General features: G+C 59.0%; 6 protein-coding genes. 4 read left to right on the top strand and 2 right to left on the bottom strand.

Annotation, left to right across the window (positions count from 1 at the left end):
• Window positions 1–144: 144 nt before the first annotated feature.
• The 3 genes from AC2FNU_RS03360 (at window position 145) to AC2FNU_RS03350 (ending at window position 6003) form a co-directional block, all read left to right on the top strand.
• Window positions 145–3390 (top strand): PA14 domain-containing protein, encoded by a 3246-nt coding sequence (locus AC2FNU_RS03360; RefSeq protein ID WP_496784739.1) that lies wholly within the window; start codon window positions 145–147, stop codon window positions 3388–3390.
• Between the two features lie 331 nt (window positions 3391–3721).
• Window positions 3722–4678: an isopenicillin N synthase family dioxygenase gene (locus AC2FNU_RS03355; RefSeq protein WP_496784737.1), complete on the top strand. Its 957-nt coding sequence runs from the start codon at window positions 3722–3724 to the stop codon at window positions 4676–4678.
• A gap of 68 nt (window positions 4679–4746) precedes the next feature.
• Window positions 4747–6003: an Hsp70 family protein gene (locus AC2FNU_RS03350; protein ID WP_496784735.1), complete on the top strand. Its 1257-nt coding sequence runs from the start codon at window positions 4747–4749 to the stop codon at window positions 6001–6003.
• 109 nt (window positions 6004–6112) lie between these two features.
• Here AC2FNU_RS03350 and AC2FNU_RS03345 read toward each other — a convergent pair whose 3' ends face one another.
• On the bottom strand, window positions 6113–6244 hold the full coding sequence (locus AC2FNU_RS03345; RefSeq protein ID WP_496784776.1) for a DUF2256 domain-containing protein: 132 nt from the start codon (window positions 6242–6244) through the stop codon (window positions 6113–6115).
• Window positions 6245–6253: 9 nt separating this feature from the next.
• Window positions 6254–7792, bottom strand: a complete 1539-nt coding sequence (locus AC2FNU_RS03340) for an FAD-binding domain-containing protein (protein ID WP_496784733.1) — start codon at window positions 7790–7792, stop codon at window positions 6254–6256.
• 334 nt (window positions 7793–8126) lie between these two features.
• Between AC2FNU_RS03340 and AC2FNU_RS03335 the strand changes: the two genes are divergently transcribed.
• Window positions 8127–21449 carry a hypothetical protein gene (locus AC2FNU_RS03335; RefSeq protein WP_496784731.1) on the top strand — a complete coding sequence of 4441 codons (13323 nt, stop codon included), beginning with the start codon at window positions 8127–8129 and terminating at the stop codon, window positions 21447–21449.
• The last annotated feature ends 2 nt before the right edge of the window (window positions 21450–21451 follow it).

Raw genomic sequence — 21451 nt, 5'->3', positions numbered from 1 at the left:
AATTGACTAAAAAGCGTAGGAAAGATGAAAGGTCAGATTTACGATTACGCGCTACCGTTCCGTATCAGTGAATTGGAATAGGGGTTTGTAATGGGTGACATGGAGAACGGCGGATCGGGTTTGAACCCAAATTTATCGAAGGACATGCGTGACAAAGAAGTCTTTGCCTCAGAGATCTCTAAACAGGTGCAGGTCACGCCCGAAGATCAAAGCCGCAGCACATTGCACACTGGTGAGCAACACGAGGGCGGTTTGGTCACGTGGGGAAGCAACGAAGAGGTCCAGCTGCAATCTTCGGAAGAAAGCGCTGCACTTGCGCATCCCCCGCAGGAAGTAGTGGAATCTTCCGAGGTCGAGTTGTCTGCCGATACGTCGGCACCGATTGTTCCCGCGGCGTCACATTCCGAGAGCATACAGCCTGCCAACACAGTCATTCGAAGTGAGGCCGTTGAACCTCGCATTCTAGACGGGGAAACACAGGTCTCCGCCAACGCCTCGATGACCGCCCGCAGCACCCCTGCCGAGCGGGTGAAACCTGTTGAAGCAGCAGATTTTGTTGAAGCTGGCGTCCCTCCTGCAGAGACGGCGCCAGCCAACCATGCGCCAACAGGCGTGTCCCTCAACGGTAATACGGTTGCTGAAAACGCGGATGGGGCTGTGGTGGGGTGTTTGTCTGTGCAAGACCAGGATGAAGGAGACTGGCACATTTATTCCGTTTCGGACAACCGTTTCGAAGTTGTGGAGGGTAAACTGAAGCTGAAAGACGGGATTGCCCTGGATCACGAAGTCGAAGCGCGGATCGAAATGCAGGTCACAGTCACCGATGCCGCGGGCAATTTCCATACCGAAGACTTCGCCATTGACGTAACCGACCAAAACGAAGCGCCGACCGGGCTGACGCTGACGACGGATAGCGGCAACCTTGTTCAAAACGGCAGTTTTGAAGAGTTCGAGCTGGATCCGGGACGATGGGGGACCTTCAAAAATGATGGGTCAAGTGCCTGGGAAAGCGCCGCGGGGATGGAGATTTGGGACAATCTGGGCGGGGTCAAAGCCTCGGAAGGTCAGCAACACCTGGAGATGGATGCAGGACACGGCGTCGACAGTTTCAGCCAGACGATCCAGACCAGTAAAGGTCAGGTTTATGATCTAAGTCTTGACCTACGGGAGCGCCTTACAAATGGAACAGATACGGTCGAAGTCTATTGGAACGATGTTCTGATCGCAGAGCTGAACCCGGAAAGCACCGACTGGGCCACTTTCGACATGCAGGTAATCGGCACTGGTGAAGACAGGTTGGAGCTGCGTGAGCCAGCTGATGAAAACGATTCGTACGGAGCGTTGATCGACAACGTTACTCTAACCGCTACGCCGAACAGCATTGCCGAAAATAACAGTGGCGCGATCGTGGGAGAACTTAGTTTTCACGACCCGGACCGCCGTGACAGCCACAGCTATTCCGTCTCGGATGATCGATTTGAAGTTGTGGATGGCGTCTTGCGTCTGAAAGAAAACGCAACTCTCGACTACGAGGATGCCCAAACGGTGGATGTGACGGTGAAGGTTGTCGATGCCGGCGGGCTCAGCACGTCAGAGACATTTGTTGTCAACGTTGCGGATACAGCGGACCTGATGGTTTCGACCGGGTTTCACGCGCAGTATTTCGACGTCAACCAACACCTGGCTTCGTTGGAGGATATTGATTGGGCGACAGTACCCACGCACCAGGAAGTAGTTTCCGAAATCGACTACCAAAACAGTGGAGGGTCGTTTTGGCAGGACGGCTCACGCGATACGTTTGGAGTACAGATCAGCGGCGCGGTGCACGTGGATGAGGGGGGAACATACCGGTTCGACTTGAGCGGAGACGATGGTGCGCAGCTGATGGTCAACGGGCAGCTTGTGGTAGACAACGACGGGCTGCACGCTTATCAGACCAAATCGGGCGAGGTTCACCTTGATCCTGGTACACATCACATCGAGGTGCGATATTTCGAGAACTATGGTCACGCCGGGTTGAAGCTGGAGTGGGAGGGTCCCGGGATGGACGGACCTGAACTTGTTTCAGCCCCGGATATGCAAGCGGTGCAAACTGTATCGGGCATGCCGATAGCATTGAGTGTTGCCCACCCCGATACCGATCCGAACGAGGCAGCGACGCTTGCGGTGAAAGGTCTGCCTGCAGGGTCAACGCTGGCGGCAGGCGGTCAGACTTTGGTGGTCGGTGATGACGGCTGCGTCGACGTGACCTATATTGGCGCAGAAACGCTGACCATCACAACGCCTTATAATTTTGTCGGGGAAGTTGGAGCTGTGTTGATTGTGTCCGGCGACGGTTTGACCGAAATTGGCCAAACGGTGAACTTTACCGTGGATGCTGCGCAGATCGCCGAGCCGAGCGTGGCCGTGTCAACGGGCTTCCATGCGGAGTATTTCGACGCGGATCACCGGATTGGAAAACTGGACGACGTGAATTGGGACGCGGACCCGGTTCACCAAGAAACCAAGTCTGAAATCGATTACGACAATGGGCACGGATCCTTTTGGGAGGGGGGGGCAAAAGACACGTTTGCGGCCCGTTTCCAAGGGAAAGTGTCGATTGACGAAGGGGGTACCTATACGTTTTTCACGTCTGCAGACGATGGTGTGGTGCTTTATGTCGATGGGCAAGAAATAGTCAAAGATGACGGGAACCACAGTTATCGCAGCGCCTCGGGTCAGATTGTCCTGGAGCCCGGCACGCATGACATCGAACTTCGGTATTTCGAGAATTTTGGTCGCGCAGGGCTTAAACTGGAATGGGAAGGCCCGGATTTCGAGGGTCGTCAAATCGTTCGACCTGATCAAGAAATCGCGGTTCACCAGAATGGTACACTGAATTTTGCGATCGAGGTCGGTTCGACTGGCGAAGACACGGATGTCAGCGTTGAGGGCTTGCCGCCTGCGACGATCCTGAGCAGCGGGGAAGATGCGCTTGTCACAGATGGCGGCCCCGCTGATCTGTCGGGCTGGAACTTAGATGCCCTGGAAGTCTCACCACCTCCCGGATACACCGGGGTGATCAGTGGAGAAATCACGATTGGTTCTGTTGCGTTTAATGGTGCTCCAGTTACATCCACTACCGATTTCACAATTACAGTTGGTGACATGCAAGCCGATCCAGGGGTGGGCTTTTCATTTGAAACCATGACCTTGGCTGACACGGACCACGACGCAACTACGCCAGTTTTTGAAGTTGCTTGGGATATTGCTGCAAATGACTCCGATCACGCGGCCCGAGAGGTTGCAGACCAGTCACTAACGGACGTCATGGCGGAACCCGTTCTGGTTCCGCAAAGTACCGACTCTGCGCAAATCAACACAGATACCTATGAGAGTGTGGAATGGTAGGAAAAAGCAGGTCGAAAAACGACAGAAACGTTGTCGAGTGGCGGACAATGTTGTTCGCTGCCAAAAAGCGAAACTTAGATCATTAACTTGCGAGTCGCGTACCCTTTTTTGCCAGCGAAACTAACCTTCCATTTGCCTGTTCCACTATCGAGTTTGCCTATTTCTTGTATCCAAGTCTTGAACAACGATCCGTATACCCTTGGCAATCGTGTAGGAACGGAAGATTGTTTTTTGAACAGAAGTGTAAGGACTGAAGGAATGGGCATGAGCTTCACTGTCAAACCGTCGGGCCTTTTCGAAACGCCGCAGTTTCAAGGGCCGGAGATCTGAAGTGACTGAATTTACTGAAATACCGGTGCTTGACCTGGCACCGCTGATCCGCGGTCAAGACACGACCGAACTGGCGCAAGCCTTTCTGGAAGCGTATGGCAAGACTGGCTTTGGTTACGTGATTAATCACGGTGTCGATCCCGAGTTGCGCGCTGCTGTTTTTACCGCTTCAAAGCGATTTCATGCGCTGCCAGAAGCGGCGAAACAAACCATCGCACTCGACAGAAACCATCGCGGCTACATTGCTATCAACACGTCTACAGACGTGAATTCCGACCTGGCCGAGGTCACCAAACCAAACCAGTCGGCATCGTTCATGATGATGCGCGAGGATGCCGTGGCTGACCCGGATGTCTATCTTTCTGGGCCAAACCAATGGCCTGAACTTGAAGGATTTCGAGAAGCGTGTGAGGCCTATGCCCGGGCAATGACCGAATTGGGCCAAAAGCTGTTGGGGCTGGCGTTGGAGGCTATCGGCGCCGAAAATCGTTCCATTCTGGAAGCTTTTGATGAGCCGACAATCTGGCTGCGTCTGCTTCACTATCCACCACAACCCGCGCAAAGTCCGGATGATCTGTTTGGATCAGCCCCGCATAAGGATTTTGGGGCTTTGACCCTGTTGGCGCAGGATGACGTTGGCGGTTTGCAGGTTCAGACGCCCGCTGGCCATTGGATTGATGCGCCCCCGATGGAAGACGCGTTTGTGGTCAATGTCGGTGACATGTTGCACCGTCTGTCCAATGGTCGCCTCTTGTCCACGCCGCACCGTGTGATCAACACCAGCGGCCAAGAGCGTTTTTCTGTGCCATTCTTTTTCGACCCGCACGTTTCCACCGATATTGCGCCTCTTGCAGGGACAGGAGCGCCAAAGTTTGCGCCTTTGAACTTCGGGGATTTCTTGAAAAATGAACTGGAAGCCAGTTACGAGGCGCATCAGGGCGACATCACGGGTACTTAGGCTTGACCCCGGTTTGAGAAAACTTTAGGCCCGGCGCTCTTTGCTCAGACAATTCGGAGACATGCGCCATGGCCCCTATCCGCCCGTGGATTGGCATCGACTTTGGTACGTCAAATTCAGCTGTTGCATACATGAATGCAAACGCGCCTCGGCTAGTGCGTTTCGATGCCGATGCCCAGACCCTTCCAACTACTTTCTTTTTTGACTTCGAAACGCGCGAAACCTTGATTGGCGAACCGGCCAACCAAGCGCTTCTGGATGGGCTGGAAGGACGCTTCATGCGAGCGCTCAAGCGGGTTTTGGGTACTGCCTTGATGCATGAAAAGCGGCAGATTTTGAATGAGCGGCTGACATTTGTCGAGATCATCGGCTCTTTTCTGCGTCAACTGAAGGAACTGGCAGAGGCCGAACTTGGTGTGCCGTGCACGCGCGTTGTGTCAGGGCGACCCGTGGTTTTTCATGGGGTGAACGACCCGCGTGAGGATCAGGCAGAAGCTGACCTGCGTGCATGTTACACCGCAGCTGGATTTACGGATGTACGGTTCTGTCCTGAGCCCGCCGCGGCGGCCATCGCGACAGGTGCCACTGAATGCGGCACGGGTACCGGGTTGGTCGTGGATATCGGGGGTGGAACGTCTGACTTCTCGGTCTTTCGGTCCAACGCGGCCGGGCTAAAGATCCTGGCCAATCATGGCGTGCGCATTGGGGGAACGGATTTTGATCGCGCGATCAGTATTGACCACGTGATGCCGCTTTTGGGCAAAGGTTCAATGATCCGGGATGTCTTTGGAAGTGGGACTTCGAAGGCCCCCAACACCATATTCAATGACCTTGCGACATGGGAGGTGATCCCGTTTCTGTACACAGCACAAAACCGGCGCTTGGTGGGCGATATGCTAAAACTGGCCCAGTCGCCTGAACGGATAGCCCGACTTGCTTCGGTGCTTGAGCACGAATTGGGACATGAACTGGCCTTTGCGGTCGAACGTGGAAAAATTGCAGTGAATTCCGGATCACAGGATCCGGTGGTTAAACTGGATATGCTAGAGGCTGAATTGGAGGTACGGCTAAGTGCCGCGCAGGTGGCCAACAGTCTTTGCGATCACGCAACGCGGTTGGAGTCCGGGGTGCAAGAGGTGTTGCGCCTGGCCGATGTAACCGCAGAACAGATCGACCGGGTTGTCTATGTTGGAGGCTCTAGCCTGATGGCCATTGTCCCCGAAACGATGCGGCGTATTTTTCCCGCTGCAGAGCATTCCTTTGCATCCGTTTTCACCGCAGTGGCGGAAGGTCTGGCCATCATGGCTGCGCGCGAAGGCGTGTAGTTCTCTGTGACCTGCTTTTTTCAAGAGTGTGTTCTCAGGGGCGTGCAAGAGTTCGCTATTTTTTAGAAAAGTGAGGCGCATGTGACGGCTAGATGCTTTAACAGGCAGATCATCTGGCGCGCCTGCACCGGTCCGAGCAATAACGAACCTGATCCCAGACTTTTGCCCATTTACGACGCCAGGTGAATGGTCGCCCACATTTGACGCAAGTTTTGCAGGGTAAGTCAGATTTTTTGCGCATGCGCATCGGTTAACCGTCCAGTGGTAAACTCAGCTGGGCCGAAGGTTTTGATCTTGCTTTAGACGATGCGCGGCGTTTGCGGCTTCCGTGCTTTGACTGGATGGCGGCGGCTTCCATGCGAAAGGCCGGAGTGCGCCGGACAGCCCAAATCTTCTCGCGCGCAAGCTTTGCGGCGGCAAGGTGGTCAAAGATACGTTCGGGATAGAGTGTGCCAACCACCGCCGTAGCATTCGGTGCAGACCATGGCTCTTGCAGATAGGGATCGGCTATCGAGGCAAGCTCTGGCACCCAAAGCCGGGTGAAAACGCCGGACGGATCCTGATCTTTTCCCTGTTTCACAGGATTGTAGATCCTCACCGCATTGATGCCGGTTGTACCAGATTGCATTTGGACCTGGTTCCAGTGAATGCCCGGTTCATAGTCGGTAAAGAGCCGCGCCAGTTCCAATCCCGGTGCGCGCCAGTCAAGCCATAGGTGATAGCTTGCTGTTGCCATAACCATCGCCCGCATCCGGAAGTTCAGCCAGCCCGTCGCGCGCAGTGATCGCATGCAAGCATCCAGAAACGGATAACCTGTTTGACCATTGGCCCAGGCATACAGGTTCGCGGAAGCAGGCTGCGCCGGGCGTAAATCGTCGTAAAGCTTGTGCAGGTTCTCGAATTCAATCCGGGGTTCGTCTTCGAGTTTCTGGATGAAGTGGCAATGCCAATGCAGACGGCCCGAAAAAGAACGCAGCGACTTGCGCCAGGCTTGTGCACCCGAACCCAAAGCATGTTGTCTCTGCGCGGTCGCCTGTGCCACCTCGCGCATCGACAAGGTCCCCCATGCCAGATAGGGAGAAAGGCGCGAACAGGCGTGCGCGCCTTGCAATGGCGAAGACATCGCGCGTTGGTAGGTTTCTCCTCGATGATGCAAAAAGCTGTCCAAAAGCGTCAAACCGGCGCGTCGCCCACCGATCTGGCGATCCGGGCAGGGATCTGGCTCTAACTGCAGATCCTTCGAGGACGGTACACGGCCCAGATCAATTTCAAGCGCCGACAGAACCGGCGGCAATGCTTTAGGTTGCGCCATTTGCGCGTCCCAGCGCCTGGCCCAACCCTCGCGCGAAGCCATTCGGCGCTGTACGCCGTGGTTTTTCACTTCACGCCATCGCACAGCGTTTTCTGTGCACCAGCTCGCTACCTTCAGGTCACGGCGAAAGGTCCAGTTGTTGCCGGTTTCCTCGTGCGACCAAAGTACAGAGACGTGCCCTGCGGCATGTAGGTCCGACAGAACCTGAATGATGTCCCCGGTTCGAACAACCAAAGGCTGACCCAGCACGCTCAGGTCATTGCGCAGTTGGTCGAGTGTTTCGGCGATAAAATCCCATTGGCGGGCAGACATGTCAGGTTGCCGCCAAAGCCCCGGTTCGACGACATAAAGCGGAAGCACGTCTCCGTACTCTGCAGCACGTGCAAGGGCGGCATTGTCTTGCACGCGAAGATCCCGTTTGAACCAGACGACCTGCAAAGTGTTGAGCCCGCTTTTTGAATCCCTCGAACATTGCACAGCAAATTAGAACGGAAGCGAGCGTCATCCAGTTTCAAATTGGTTGCAATCTATGGTTGTAAAAGCGCCTCTGCGAGGCCGGTCCAGCAATTTGGGAGACATTTGGTAACGGACTGGAAACAATAATAAGTATCGAGGTGATACTTAGATGTTGCAAATCAGCAATTAGTGTTACCAAACCGTAAATGAGTGAACAAATTCACATCAATCGTCTTTAAATTGTAGATACTCTTCACAAGGTGGTGATGGGGAAAGCTCGAATTGCAGGTGGCTGCTTTTCGGGAACCTGCCCGGTCGCCGTGTCGTTTGACTGCGTTGGTTGCGAGGTTCCAGAGTGCCCAAGAAATCAAATTTGCTGGTTACCGTTTCGTTTTTAGCACTGATTTCAAACCCTTTGCTTGCTGCGCCGACGGCAGCCTCGAAGGTTGGTGATACGGTCACTAACCCGGTGACAGGTCAGGACACAACCGTAAGTGCACTGATCGTGGACCCGGCATCGACGCCAACAGCGGGGACAACAGCCTTCGTTGAAACAGCAGACGGCTACGTTTTTTTGGTCAAAAGCGCCGGCGACACGATTTACAACTCGGACAATCCTCCGCTCGCTTTCAGTATTGTTTCTATAACTGGAACGACCGCTCAGATCAGCGGTGGCGGGGCAACCGGTACGGCAAGTTTGTCCACACAACTGACATTGTCTCAGTACAACAGCAACTTTAATAGCTCGGGCACGCCGGGCACTGTGACGCCACCCGTAAACGTATCGGGCCCCAATGGCGTGAGTCAGGTTGTCTATGGGCAGAATGGCAGTAACGGACGGGATGGTGCGTTGGTCGTTCCACCAAGTTCCGGAGGCGATGGCAAGGATGGGCCGTTTCAATCGCAATCTCTCAGTAGCAACGTCAACGCCACCAGTAACATCGGGTGGGAAATCGGAAGTGTCGGTGGCGACGGCGGCGACGGCGGGGATTCCTATCTGAGCTTTTGGGATGGGCGCGATGGCGGCGACGGAGGTAAAGGCGGTACGGTCATTGCCACGCAAACCTCAAGCAGCACTATCCAAACGTCAGGCACTGGTAACGACGGTATCTTTGCATTCAGCCGCAGCGGACAGGCTGGGGATGGGGGCAGTGGTTTTGCGGCACCGGGTGGCGGCACCGGAGGGCACTCGGCAGATGGCGGCAACGTGACCGTCAATCAAAGCGGGTCGATTTCAACCAGCGGAGATTCTGCTGACGGCATCTATGCGCTGAGCGTGTCGAACAATGGCGGCAATGGCGGCTCGCAATGGGGTCTGGTTGGAGCTTCTGGTAGCGGCGGCTATGGCGGCAGTGGTGGCGACGTGGCGGTCAACACGACGTCCACGGGCTCCATCCTGACCACCGGCAATTTTGCCAACGGAATTCTTGCCCAGTCTGTCGGCGGGTCCGGTGGCTCTGCCGGAACCAGCGGCAATCTTCTGGTCTCGCTGATCGGCGGAGCAGACAACGGTGGTAATGGTGGGCGGGTTTCGGTTTCTCACGGTGGGGCCATTGAAACGCGGGGCAATTTCTCCCGAGGGATCGTTGCCCAGTCTATTGGCGGCGGCGGGGGTTCCGGGGGAACGGCCGGGGGCCTCGTTTCCCTGTCGTTGGGCGGTGTCGGTTCGAATGGTGGCAGCGGTAGCGCCGTCAACGTGTCTGTTCTGGGTTCGGGCAGCATTTTGACCCTGGGTACCGGGGCGGATGGCGTAATGGCTCAGTCGATTGGTGGCAGTGGCGGCACTGGCGCAAATTCATTTGGTCTGGTTGCAATCGGTGGAACCGGGTCCCGTGGCGGTACAGGTGCGGCGGTCAGCGTCAGCAATTATGGGCGTATTGTTACTCAAGGGGACGGCGCGCGCGGTGTCATCGCTCAATCCATTGGCGGCGGCGGCGGTGACGGCGGCTCGTCTGGCGGCATGGTGTCGGTCGGAGGCAACGGCAGCGGCGGTGGCAGCGGATCGACGGTAACCATTGTTAACGATGGCATTATCACCACCGGCGGTGACGATGCGATGGGCATCTTGGCTCAGTCCATCGGTGGCGGTGGCGGAAATGGCGGTTCGTCCGGGTCTGTTGGAGCCTTTGTCGGTGTCGCCATCGGCGGCAATGGCGGGGCCGGCGGCAAAGGTGGTGACGTCAACGTAACCTTGTCCAACACCGATGGCAGTCAGCCTTCGGCGATCCAGACGTCGGGCGATCGGTCCACAGGTGTTTTCGCTCAGTCGGTTGGTGGCGGCGGCGGCAATGGCGGCGGTGCCGTTTCGGTTGCCGTTGGTGCATTTGGCGCTGCCTCAGTTTCCGTCGGCGGGTCGGCAGGCAGCGGTGGGGACGGAGGTAATGTAACGCTCGCTGGCAGCGGCTCGGCATCGGTGCAAACCGGTGGAGACGATTCAACCGGGATTATGTTGCAGTCTGTTGGCGGCGGCGGCGGAAATGGCGGTTATGCCGTTTCAGTTGCGGTATCCGGTGGCCCGGTCTCTGGGTCTCTGGCCGTTGGCGTTGGAGGTAACGGCAGTACGGGTGGCAAGGGCGGCAACGTCACGGTCGGTCAGTTTGACAGCAGCGGCGCGGCCATTGCCGCTGGCTTTGAAGGGACAGTTGTCACAACAGGGAACCGGTCAACCGGTATGCTGTTTCAGTCTGTTGGTGGCGGTGGCGGCAACGGCGGATTGGCTGTTGCGGCAACCGGCGGTGCGTCAGCGCTGTTTTCCGGCAACGTCTCGGTCGGAATTGGTGGTCAGGCTGGCAGCGCGGGGAATGGTGGGATCGTACAGGTTTCGACCAATGCGGATGTAACGACGACCGGCACGAACTCAAGCGCGATTATTGCGCAATCCGTCGGTGGCGGCGGCGGCAATGGCGGCGGCAGCATCGCCGCCGGTATCAGCGCCAGCGGTGGGGCAGCCGCCGGGGTCAATGTCAGCGTTGGTGGCAATGGCGGCGGGGCCGGGACTGGTGGCAATGTCACATTGGTTGCGGGTGGCTCATCCATCGAGACCAGCGGCGCGTTTTCCAGCGGTGTTGTCGCGCAGTCCGTTGGCGGCGGCGGTGGCAACGGGGGCTACAGCATCGGGGCCAGCGCCAATATCGGCGGTGCGGCCGCAGGGTCCGTGAATGTCGGTCTGGGTGGCAAATCCGGCGGTGGCGGCACGGGAGGCACTGTAACCGCGCAGGTTGGTGCAAGTGTCACAACGCGCGGAAACGATTCCGGGGCGGTTGTTGTGCAGTCCATCGGTGGCGGTGGCGGTAACGGTGGATTCAGCGTCGCGGCAGGTCTGGCAGCAGGCGGCGCAGGCGCGGGAACAGTCAACGTTGGGCTGGGAGGCTCGGGTGGCAACGGTGGCAACGGTGGCACCGTTTCAGGTGTTCGTGTCAACGGAGATGTCCGGACCGAGGGTCTGCGTTCGACGGGTGTCATAGTCCAGTCCATCGGTGGCGGTGGCGGTAATGGTGGCTTCAACGTTACAGCAGGGGTAGCGGCGGCGGGGGCCGGGGCCGGTACGATCGGAGTTGGACTGGGGGGCAATGGTGCCTCGGGCGGTGATGGCGGTATCGTAGAAGGCCAGGTTGCAGGAAACGTTACAACGCTGGCAGATGCATCAAGTGGTGTGGTGTTTCAGTCCATCGGTGGCGGTGGCGGCAATGGTGGTTTCAATGTGACTGCGGGAATTGCGGGCGCTGGCGCTGGCGGCGGTGCTGTCTCTGTCGGTCTTGGTGGCGGTGGTGCAGGTGGTGGTGTCGGGAAGACCGTCACCGGGCAAGTCACGGGCACAGTCAGCACAAGCGGCTCGGATTCTACTGCGGTTCTGGCACAGTCGGTTGGCGGCGGCGGTGGCAATGGCGGCTTCAACGTCAGCGCCTCCCTGGCGGGCGCCGGCGTGGGCAGTGGTGCTGTCAGCGTCGGTTTGGGCGGCGATGGTGGCACGGGTGCGACGGGTGGCACTGTCACCCTGACGACAACGAACTCAATAGTGACGGCTGGGGATCGCTCCTCGGGCGTGGTCGCGCAATCGATTGGCGGTGGCGGTGGCAATGGCGGCTTTAACGTTTCGGGTACCGGGGCTGGTGCGGGTGTTGGATCTGGCGCGGTCAGCGTTGGGCTGGGCGGCACCGGCAATGGTGGTGGTAACGGCGGCGCAGTTACTTTGACCTCAAGCGGAACGGTTCTGACGCAAGGCAACGGATCCACAGCCATTCTGGCGCAATCTATCGGCGGCGGCGGCGGTAACGGCGGCTTTAACGTCAGTGCATCGGTCCAAGGATCTGGCACCGCAGGCGGCGGTGTGTCGGTGGGGCTTGGTGGAAATGGCGGGGGTGGAGGCGACGGCAGCACCGTCATCGCCACATCGAACAACGCTGTTGAGACGCGCGGGGACCAATCCTCAGGCGTAGTGGCACAATCCATCGGTGGCGGTGGCGGCAACGGTGGGTTCAACGTGGCCCCGGTTCTTTCAGGTGCGGGTACAGCCAGTGGTGCGGTCAGCGTCGGTCTGGGTGGATCGGGCGATACCGGCGGCAACGGTGGCGCCGTCACTCTGACATCGAACGGCACCATTTTGACCAATGGTTTCGCGTCCAGCGGGTTTGTTGCGCAATCGCTTGGCGGCGGTGGCGGCTATGGCGGGTTTAACGTTTCTCCAACCGTCTCAGGCGCTGGCACCGGTGCCGGGTCGGTCTCGGTCGGTCTTGGTGGCTCGGGCGCGGGTGGTGGCGACGGCAGTACAGTCACGGCCAATACGACCGCAAACGTAGTGACCAAGGGTGCCGCGTCGGTGGGTATCCTTGCGCAATCCGTCGGTGGTGGCGGTGGCAATGGCGGATTTAACGTCTCACCAGCGCTGGCCGGAGCAGGCACAGGAGCAGGGGCGATCAGCGTAGGCTTGGGCGGGTCCGGCGGCAGCGGTGGCACCGGTGGCGTTGTCGGGCTGACAGTTGCCAACAGTGTTCGCACTGAAGGCGCGCAATCCAGTGCGGTTGTCGCGCAATCCATTGGCGGCGGCGGTGGCAACGGCGGGTTCAATGTCTCGGCTTCTGTAGGTGGCGCAGGTACCGGTTCTGGCGCAGCTGCTGTGGGCTTGGGCGGTCGCGGAACCGGCGGCGGCAATGCTTCGTCGGTCACGGCGAACGTCACTGGCAACCTTGTCACGCTGGGTGAAACCTCTTCCGGTCTGCTGGCGCAGTCCGTTGGTGGAGGCGGCGGCAATGGTGGCATGAATATCTCGGTCGCGGTAGCAGCGGCTGGAACGGGTGCGGGTGGAGCATCTGTTGGTCTGGGCGGCGCGTCTGGCACTGGCGGCGATGGCGGATCGGTACAGGCGACGCTGACAGGCGACGTCTCGACCCAAGGCAATGAGTCCGGAGGGTTCATCGCGCAAAGCCTTGGCGGCGGCGGTGGCAATGGCGGCATGAACGTCTCAGCGACTGTGACTGTTGCCGGAAAGGGTAGCGGTGGCGCATCCGTCGGGCTTGGCGGCAGCGGTGGAAGCGGTGGGGATGCCAACACAGCTACGGGCACCGTCGTGGGCAACGTGAATACGGCGGGCAACAATTCGGGCGGTGTTCTGGTGCAATCTGCTGCTGGTGGAGGCGGGAACGGTGGGCTGAACGTCTCTGCGGCTGTCAACCTCTCGGGCACCGGTGGCGGCGCTGTCGGCGTCGGCATTGGCGGGTCCGGTGGCAGTGGCGGAAACGCCAGCTCCGCAATCGGTACGGTCACGGGCAATGTGATCACGACGGGCGACACGTCGACCGGCGTTTTAGTGCAATCCGTTGGCGGCGGTGGCGGCAACGGTGGCGTCAATATCTCGGGCGCGCTTAGCATTGCGCGTACAGGTTCCGGTGCGGCAGGCATCGGTGTCGGCGGCTTTGGGGGCAGCGGCGGAACAAGTGGGACTGTTACCAGCACGGTATCGGGTAACATCAGTACCTCTGGCACACGGTCAGCGGGTGTCATTGCTCAGAGCCTTGGCGGTGGCGGCGGCAACGGCGCAACCAATATTTCTGGTGCGATTTCAGTGGCCAGCAACTATTCGGGCGGTCTTGGTGTCGGCGTTGGCGGATTTGGCGGCAGCGGCGGTGCGGCGGACAATGTCACGCAGCAGGTCACGGGCAATGTGACAACGGCTGGGGATGACTCAGTCGGGATCCTGACGCAGAGCCTTGGCGGCGGCGGCGGCAATGGCGGTGTGAACATTTCGTCGGCCCTGTCCCTGTCTCGGTCGACCAATGCCGCTGTGGGAATCGGCGTGGGCGGCTTCGGCGGCGGCGGAGCAGACGCAGGGGCACTGACCCAATCGACTGTGACGGGCGGCGTGCGCACTGACGGCGACCGCAGCACCGGTGTTCTGACACAAAGCCTTGGCGGTGGTGGCGGTAATGGCGGCACCAATATCTCGGCATCTGTGAGCATTAGCCAACAGAATGGGGGCGGGATCAGCCTTGGCGTTGGCGGCTTTGGCGGTGGTGCTGGGAATGCCGGAGATGTGGTCAGCACCTTGCGGTCCAGTTCGGGCGGCAGCGGGGCAAGTTCGATTGTCACGACCGGTGTGGATAGTATTGGTGTTATGGCGCAATCCGTTGGTGGCGGCGGCGGCAACGGCGGTCTGAATGTTTCCGGCGCGGTAAGCTTGTCCGGCAAATCCGGCGCAGCCGTGGGTCTGGGCCTCGGCGGTTTCGGCGGCGGCGGCGGAGACGCGGGCACCGTGAAACTGGATGTGCAAAGCGATGTCGTCACGGCAGGGGACGGCTCGCACGGTTTGTTTGCGCAGAGCGTTGGTGGCGGTGGCGGAACCGGTGGCACGAATATCTCGGGCACGCTGTCGCTGACCAAGCCATCGGGCTCGAACACGATCTTTTCCGTTGCCGCGGGCGTTGGCGGTTTTGGTGGCGCGGGTGGCAACGCGCAATCCGTCGATCTGGATTACACCGGCAATGTTCAGGCGGTGCCAATGGTCATGTCAAACGGTACGTTGACAATCGATCAAAGCAAAGGAGCCAGCGGCATCGTTGCGCAATCGCTTGGCGGCAGCGGTGGCAATGGCGGGATTAACGTTTCCGGCGGTTTGGCGATTAGCGGCAAGCCCGGCGCGGGTCTGACCGACCAAAGCAAGTCCTACGCAGTTGTTGTCGGGGTTGGCGGCTTTGGCGGTGGCGGCGGCGACGCCGGGGACGTCTCGGTTGATATCGGTGCAGGAAGCACGATCCGGGCCCATGGCACAGGTCAATCTGGCCTGCTGGCACAATCCGTTGGCGGCGGCGGCGGCAATGGTGGCATGAACGTCTCGGGCGGGATCGTTTCAGACAGTTCCCTGATCGTGGGTGTCGGCGGGTTCGCAGGTAACGGTGGCAAAGCCGGTGACGTCACAGTCACATCGCGGGCAAACATCACGGTCACGACCAACCCTGATGACATCTCGATCCCCAACACCACAACCTTCGAAGACAAGCTGCGCAATTTCCTGGGCAATACGATTGTCGATCAAACTCAGGAACTGACCTCGACTTTCGGTCTTGAACGTCTGTTTATCGACATGGGTGTTTTCAACGAAGAAAAGCAGGATACAGACGGGTCTGCGGGTCTGCTGGCGCAATCCATCGGTGGCGGCGGCGGCAATGGCGGCTTGAACGTCTCGGGCGGTATCGCGTTGAGCAAGGATGGTAAAATCCCCTCGGTCACATTCGGGGTTGGCGGCTTTGGCGGCAACGGCAATATCTCGGGCAATGTAGCGGTGGATCATGCTGGCTCTGTCTCGGTTGCGGGCAACTGGAAGCATGGTGTTCTGGCGCAATCCATTGCGGGCGGCGGCGGTAACGGCGCGCTGAACGTGACCGGGCAACTGAACTATGGCGATTCCAATAATTCCAACGGGAAAACTGATCTGAGCATCGTTGGCGGCCTTGGTGGCCACGGTGGCACTGGCGCGGATGCAGGTAATGTGTCGGTCACGCAAACCGGAGATATCTCGACAAACGGGTACCACGCACGTGGCCTCTTTGCGCAGAGCATTGGCGGCGGTGGTGGTACAGGCGGGATCAACGCGACGTTCGTCGGCACCAAGGACAGCTCGCCTATCGCGATGGGCATTGGTGGCTTTGGTGGCGGCGGCGGTGACGCGGGCAATGTCACCGTAGTGCGCGGAACGTCGACAGCGGCAGCCGGTACCATCATAACCGATGGGGCTGGATCACACGGGATCGAGGCGTCGAGTATCGGCGGTGGCGGCGGCGATGCCGGTATCAACGCGGTTGTCGGTATCAGCAAAACCACCGGCAGTCAGAGCAATGGCGGCACAGGCGATTCAAGTGGCCGTAAAACGCCCACGAATACGGGCGTGGATGACTCTGTCATTGCCAACTACAACGCGGTACTTGATGAGCTTGAGGGAAAGGTGAATCCAGCGGACTCCTCGGGTAAGAAAACGGGCGTGTCGGCTGTGGTAGCCATTGGTGGTTCTGCCGGAACCGCAGGTGATGGTGGCACGATTGATGTGGACCACTACGGCAATGTCCTGACCAAGCAGGACGGCAGCCACGGGATTTTCGGACAGTCTATTGGTGGGGGTGGCGGCAACGCGGCCCTGAACCTGGGCATGACCTATGAATTGGCCTCGGACGCGACCAACAAGGGCTTTGGGCTGGCCATTGGCGGTGGCGTTGGAAACGGCGGCGACGGTGGTGCGGTCGATCTGCGTCATACTGGCGACATTGCCACGCAAGGGGCAAATTCACACGGTCTGTTCGCCCAATCTGTTGGTGGCGGGGGCGGCAACGCCGGTTACAACTCGGCCTCTACCTCGGTGGATGGCGGCAACGTCAACATCCAGATCGGTCGCGTTGGTGGCACAGGCGGTAAGGGCGGTGATGTCTATGCCAGCTCAAACGGGATCATCAGCACGCAGGGCAACAATTCGTACGGCTTCTTCGCGCAGTCGATCGGCAATGGTGGCGGGAACTCGTCATCGACCTCCGTCAGCATCGGTACGCCTAAAACCGGTGACAGCAAAGGCAACAAGGCCAGCCTGTCCGTTGGGCTTGAAGGTGGCACCGGAGGCGAAGCGGGCGACGTAACGGCCGTTGTGGCCGGTACGGTCTCGACCCAGGGTACGGATGCCCATGCGGTGTTTGCCCAAGCCGTTGGTGGCGGTGGCGGCACCGGCGGCAAGGCCAGCAACTCGGCGGCAAAGGGCACATCGATCGCCCTGTCCATCGGTGGCAGCGGCGGCAGCGGAGGCTTGGGTGGCAAGGTTGACCTCACCAATACCGCGCGGATCGCGACCTTTGGCGACCGGTCAAACGGTCTGCTGGCACAATCCATTGGTGGTGCGGGCGGCACCGGCGGTATGGTTCAGGCAGGTCAGTCGAACCTCGATACCATCAAAGCCGTGGTCAACCCGTCGACCGTTGGGACCACTGCATCAATCAATGTCGGTGGTACGGGCGGGGACGGCATGACCTCGGACACCGTAACCGTAGACAGCGACGGTATCATCACAACCCAAGGCACAATGTCTCATGGCATCTTTGCGCAATCCGTCGGCGGCGGCGGCGGCATGGGAGGTGTGGTCGAGAACCGTATCATCAGCCTGCGCAAGGACATCGGCAATACGGCCACGCTGTCAATCGGAGGCAACGGTGGCACGGGTGCGACCTCGGCCGCGGTGTCGGTCACGAACCGTGATCTGATCCAGACTGTTGGTGACAAATCTGTTGGTATCTATGCACAATCTATTGGTGGCGGCGGTGGAGACGCCCAACAGGTGCGCAACATTATCCTGGGCCGGTCCTCGGACGGCGCAACGACAAACGCCATTCTGATTGGTGGCACCGGCGGCACAGGCGGGGCTGGCAGCACAGTGACGGTTGCAAATACGGTCGACGGTACAATCCTGACCAGCGGTGCTGAAAGCCACGGTATCTTCGCACAATCTGTTGGCGGCGGCGGCGGCACCGGCGGTTCGACGATTTCGGTCGACGGCCGTTATGGCGGGGCCGAAGCCAGCACGCGGCGAGCGCTGCAATTTGGTCTGGGCGGCTCGGGTGGCATGGGCGGCATTGGCAGTACCGTCTCAGTGACGAATGCAGGTACCATTGTCACAACCGGCGCAGGCGCGCATGGTATTTTTGCGCAGTCCATTGGCGGCGGCGGCGGAAATGGAGGTAGCTCCATCACCGGAACGCTGCGGCTGAAAACCGGCGACAACAGCTCGCCTACAGCGCAGTTGAACATCGGCGGCTCGGGCGGCAGCGGCAATATTGCGGGCAATGTAGTCGTCTCCAACAGCGGCGATATTCAGGTTGATGGCGCGGGCGCTTACGGTGTCATGGCGCAATCCGTCGGCGGCGGTGGCGGCAACGGCGGTCTGGCCGTTGCCATGGATGTGAATGACCTGAAGAACACCATGACCGGCAAGTCTTATTCCAAGATTGCCATTGGTGGTTCGGGCGGATCGGGTGCCGATGGCGGAGATGTCACGGTCAACCATACCGGCACCATAGTGGTGAACGCCCAAAACGGATTTGGCATCTATGCGCAATCCGTTGGCGGCGGTGGCGGTAACGCAGGTTACTCGGTCTCGTCCCCGCTGGTTTCGGCGCTGGATTACACTATCTCACAGGTGTTGGGTGCCCGTACCGGAACAACCGGTTCGGTCGGCTCTGTTACCGTAAGTTCGACTGGCGACATTCTGGTGAATGGAGAAGGCGCGCAGGCTGTGTTTGCTCAATCGGTGAATGGCGGTGGCGGCAATGCCAACACATCGGTCGATTTCACAACGCGGACGTCCGGCGCGACCGGTTCGGTCGTGCGCAGTGACATTGCCCTTGGCGGCGACGATGTGTCAGGCACGGCTGGCAATCAGGTTACGCAAGCGCATAATGGCAACATCGCCACGACGCGTGACAGATCGACAGCCCTGATGGTGCAGAGCGTCGGCGGTGGCGGCGGAACCGCTTCCACCAACGTAGACGTTGAGGATGGTGACGCCATCGACATCGCGGCACGACTGGGTGCGATCAACACCAACGATGCAAGTGGCGGAGATGTGACGGGTAGTCGGACGGGTGATGTTGGCACGGATGGTGCATTCTCGGCGGCGGGTACGGTGCAGTCGATTGGTGGCGGCGGCGGTAAGCTGGTGCTGAACAGCAACGGCAGTGGCGTTGCGGGCACAGAAAAGGCCGCATCGGTGATCCTGGGCGCGGATCCCAGCTTTAACAACGACGGCGGCGCGATTGGCCTGACGTTGGATGGCGACGTTTTCACCAGCGGCGACCGCGCGTTTGGCCAAACGGTGCAAAGCATCGGTGCTGGCGGTGGTGAGGTTGTCATCTCGGGGCTTGGTACCGCTGATGTCATCTTAGGTGCGCAGGATGCCTCGACAGGGGATGGCGGCAGCGTCGATTTCACCAATGTCGGGAACATGACAACGAGCGGCCAGGGGTCACATGGCTTCGTCATTCAGAGCATTGGCGGCGGCGGTGGAATTGTCTCGACTGACATGGCGCAAAACCGCATCACCGTGGGTCTGTCGACCAACAATGGTGGCAATGGCGGCGATATCAATTTCACCCAAACCGGGAACATCGTAACCACCGGGCAAAACGCAATTGGCGTTATCGCGCAGTCATTGGGCGGCGGTGGCGGCCTAGTGGACTCGGTCTTCCGTGGAGCTGCAGGTGGCGCAGGTGCCGGTGGAGCCATCGACATGGCGCTCAGCGGCAACGTTCTTTCCGTCGGAACAGGCGGCATAGGCGTTTTGGCGCAGTCTGAAGGGCGCGATGGCGCAGGTGCTATTACTCTTGGCCTCGATGGTGTCGTCATGGGCGGCACCGGTCAGACGGATTCAGTTGCATCGGTTGTCGTTGAAGGCGGATCGAACAATGCGCTGTCGCTTTCCGCAAACAGCGTTCTGCTGGCCGGGAACAATCAACTGTTGAATGGCGGGGATGGGAACGATCAGGTGACGCTATTGGGTTCGGCTCTTGGAAACCTGAACCTTGGTGCGGGCACCAACGGTCTTACTGTTGAACAAGGGGCTGCGTTCTATGCGCTGGATACGGTCGATCTGGGGTCTGCCGGAATGATGCAGGTGAACGGCGAATTTGTTCTGGGTGCCAACTGGGGGCTGAACACAGCGTTCACGTCATCTGTGCAAGCCAGCGATTTCGCCTTCTATGGCAATGTCAGCCAAACGCTGAACCTGACCGGAAGCCTTGCCTTCGGCAGTAGTGCAACTTCGACATTTGACGTGTACTTCCTCACTTCAGGTGCATCTGGCGGCAGAAGCGATCTGGTCAATGTGACCGGAAACGCCACAATTGGCGGTACGTTGACACCACAGCTGAATACGCTGGAACGCGCTTTGCCTTTGGTGATTATCAATCCAAATGGCACCGCAGCGGATGCGGGGACAACGATTCAGGATACGGTGGTTCTGGACTATTCGATTGGTTTGAATGGATCTACGTCTGACGGCAGCTCAATCGATCTGGTGGTTGCACCCGACTACTCGACCCAAGGGATGAACGCCAACCAGGCTGCGATCGGTAACTACATCAACCAAGTGCTTTACGGGCAGGGCTCTGCTGCACAGGGCGAGTTGTTTGCCCTGATCGGCAATATGCAATCCGAGGCTGAGGTCATCGCTGCAATCAACACGCTGTCGACAGCTGACTATGCGTCTGATCTGGTGGATGCTTACTACGGTACCCGCGTGTTTGCCGATACGCTGCACAATTGCGAGCGTTTTACAGACTATCAGGTCGGTGATGATCCGCGGAACTGCATGTGGTTCTCGGGTGGCCGGTCCTTCTTTGACCGCGACCAGACCGGGATCTACGATGCGCTCGACATAAACGCGACCAACCTGTCGGCCGGCGTGCGTATTCCGGTCGGAGATGAGCTTTACGCTGGGTTTGCCGTGGGCCACGATCAGATGAGCCTGAGCAACGGGTCGTCCTACACAGCAAATGGCGACCGGTTTAATCTTGGCGCTTCGCTCACCAAGTATACCGGCGCGTGGGAATTTGCAGCCCAGCTGTCTGCCGGGTGGTCGGATTACGATACGCTCAGCGCCGGTGGGATCGTAGGTGTGCTGCCAGGCGGGACTGTTGTGAACACTTCGGGGGTCAGTGAGATCACCCACAAGACCAACCATCAGAACCTGCGTTTGAGCTTTGCCTATGACCACAGGTTTGCTGGAGGCGCGTCTTACCTGCGCCCCGAGTTGTCATTTGACGCAACACGTCTGGCCACCACAAGCAACGGTCAGGCCAACTTGTCTGGGATCACCCTGCAAGACGACAGCAATATGATCTACTCGCTGACACCTTCACTGGAAATGGGAACCGAACAGGTTCTGAACGGCAAGCAGAAACTGCGCGCCAGTTTGCGGGCGGGTGCCATCTTCTCGTCGGATGATACCGTATCGGTCACTGCCGGGTTCGCGGGTGCCAGCGCTGCAGATGGCGGCTTTGTCAACACCAGCTATGTTGGCGACAGCCATGGGGTCATTTCGGCCCGGCTCGGGTTGTTCGCGCTGGATGACAGCCGCTTTATCAATCTGAGCGTCGATCATATGTTCGGAGACTCAACCGAGGCTTTGCAGGTCGGGCTTGGCCTTGGCGTACAATTCTAATT

It is taken from the genome of Ruegeria sp. BHSB064, from assembly GCF_059613205.1.
The sequence above is the reverse complement of the archived record's forward strand: the minus strand, read 5'-3'. Positions and strand labels throughout refer to the sequence as shown.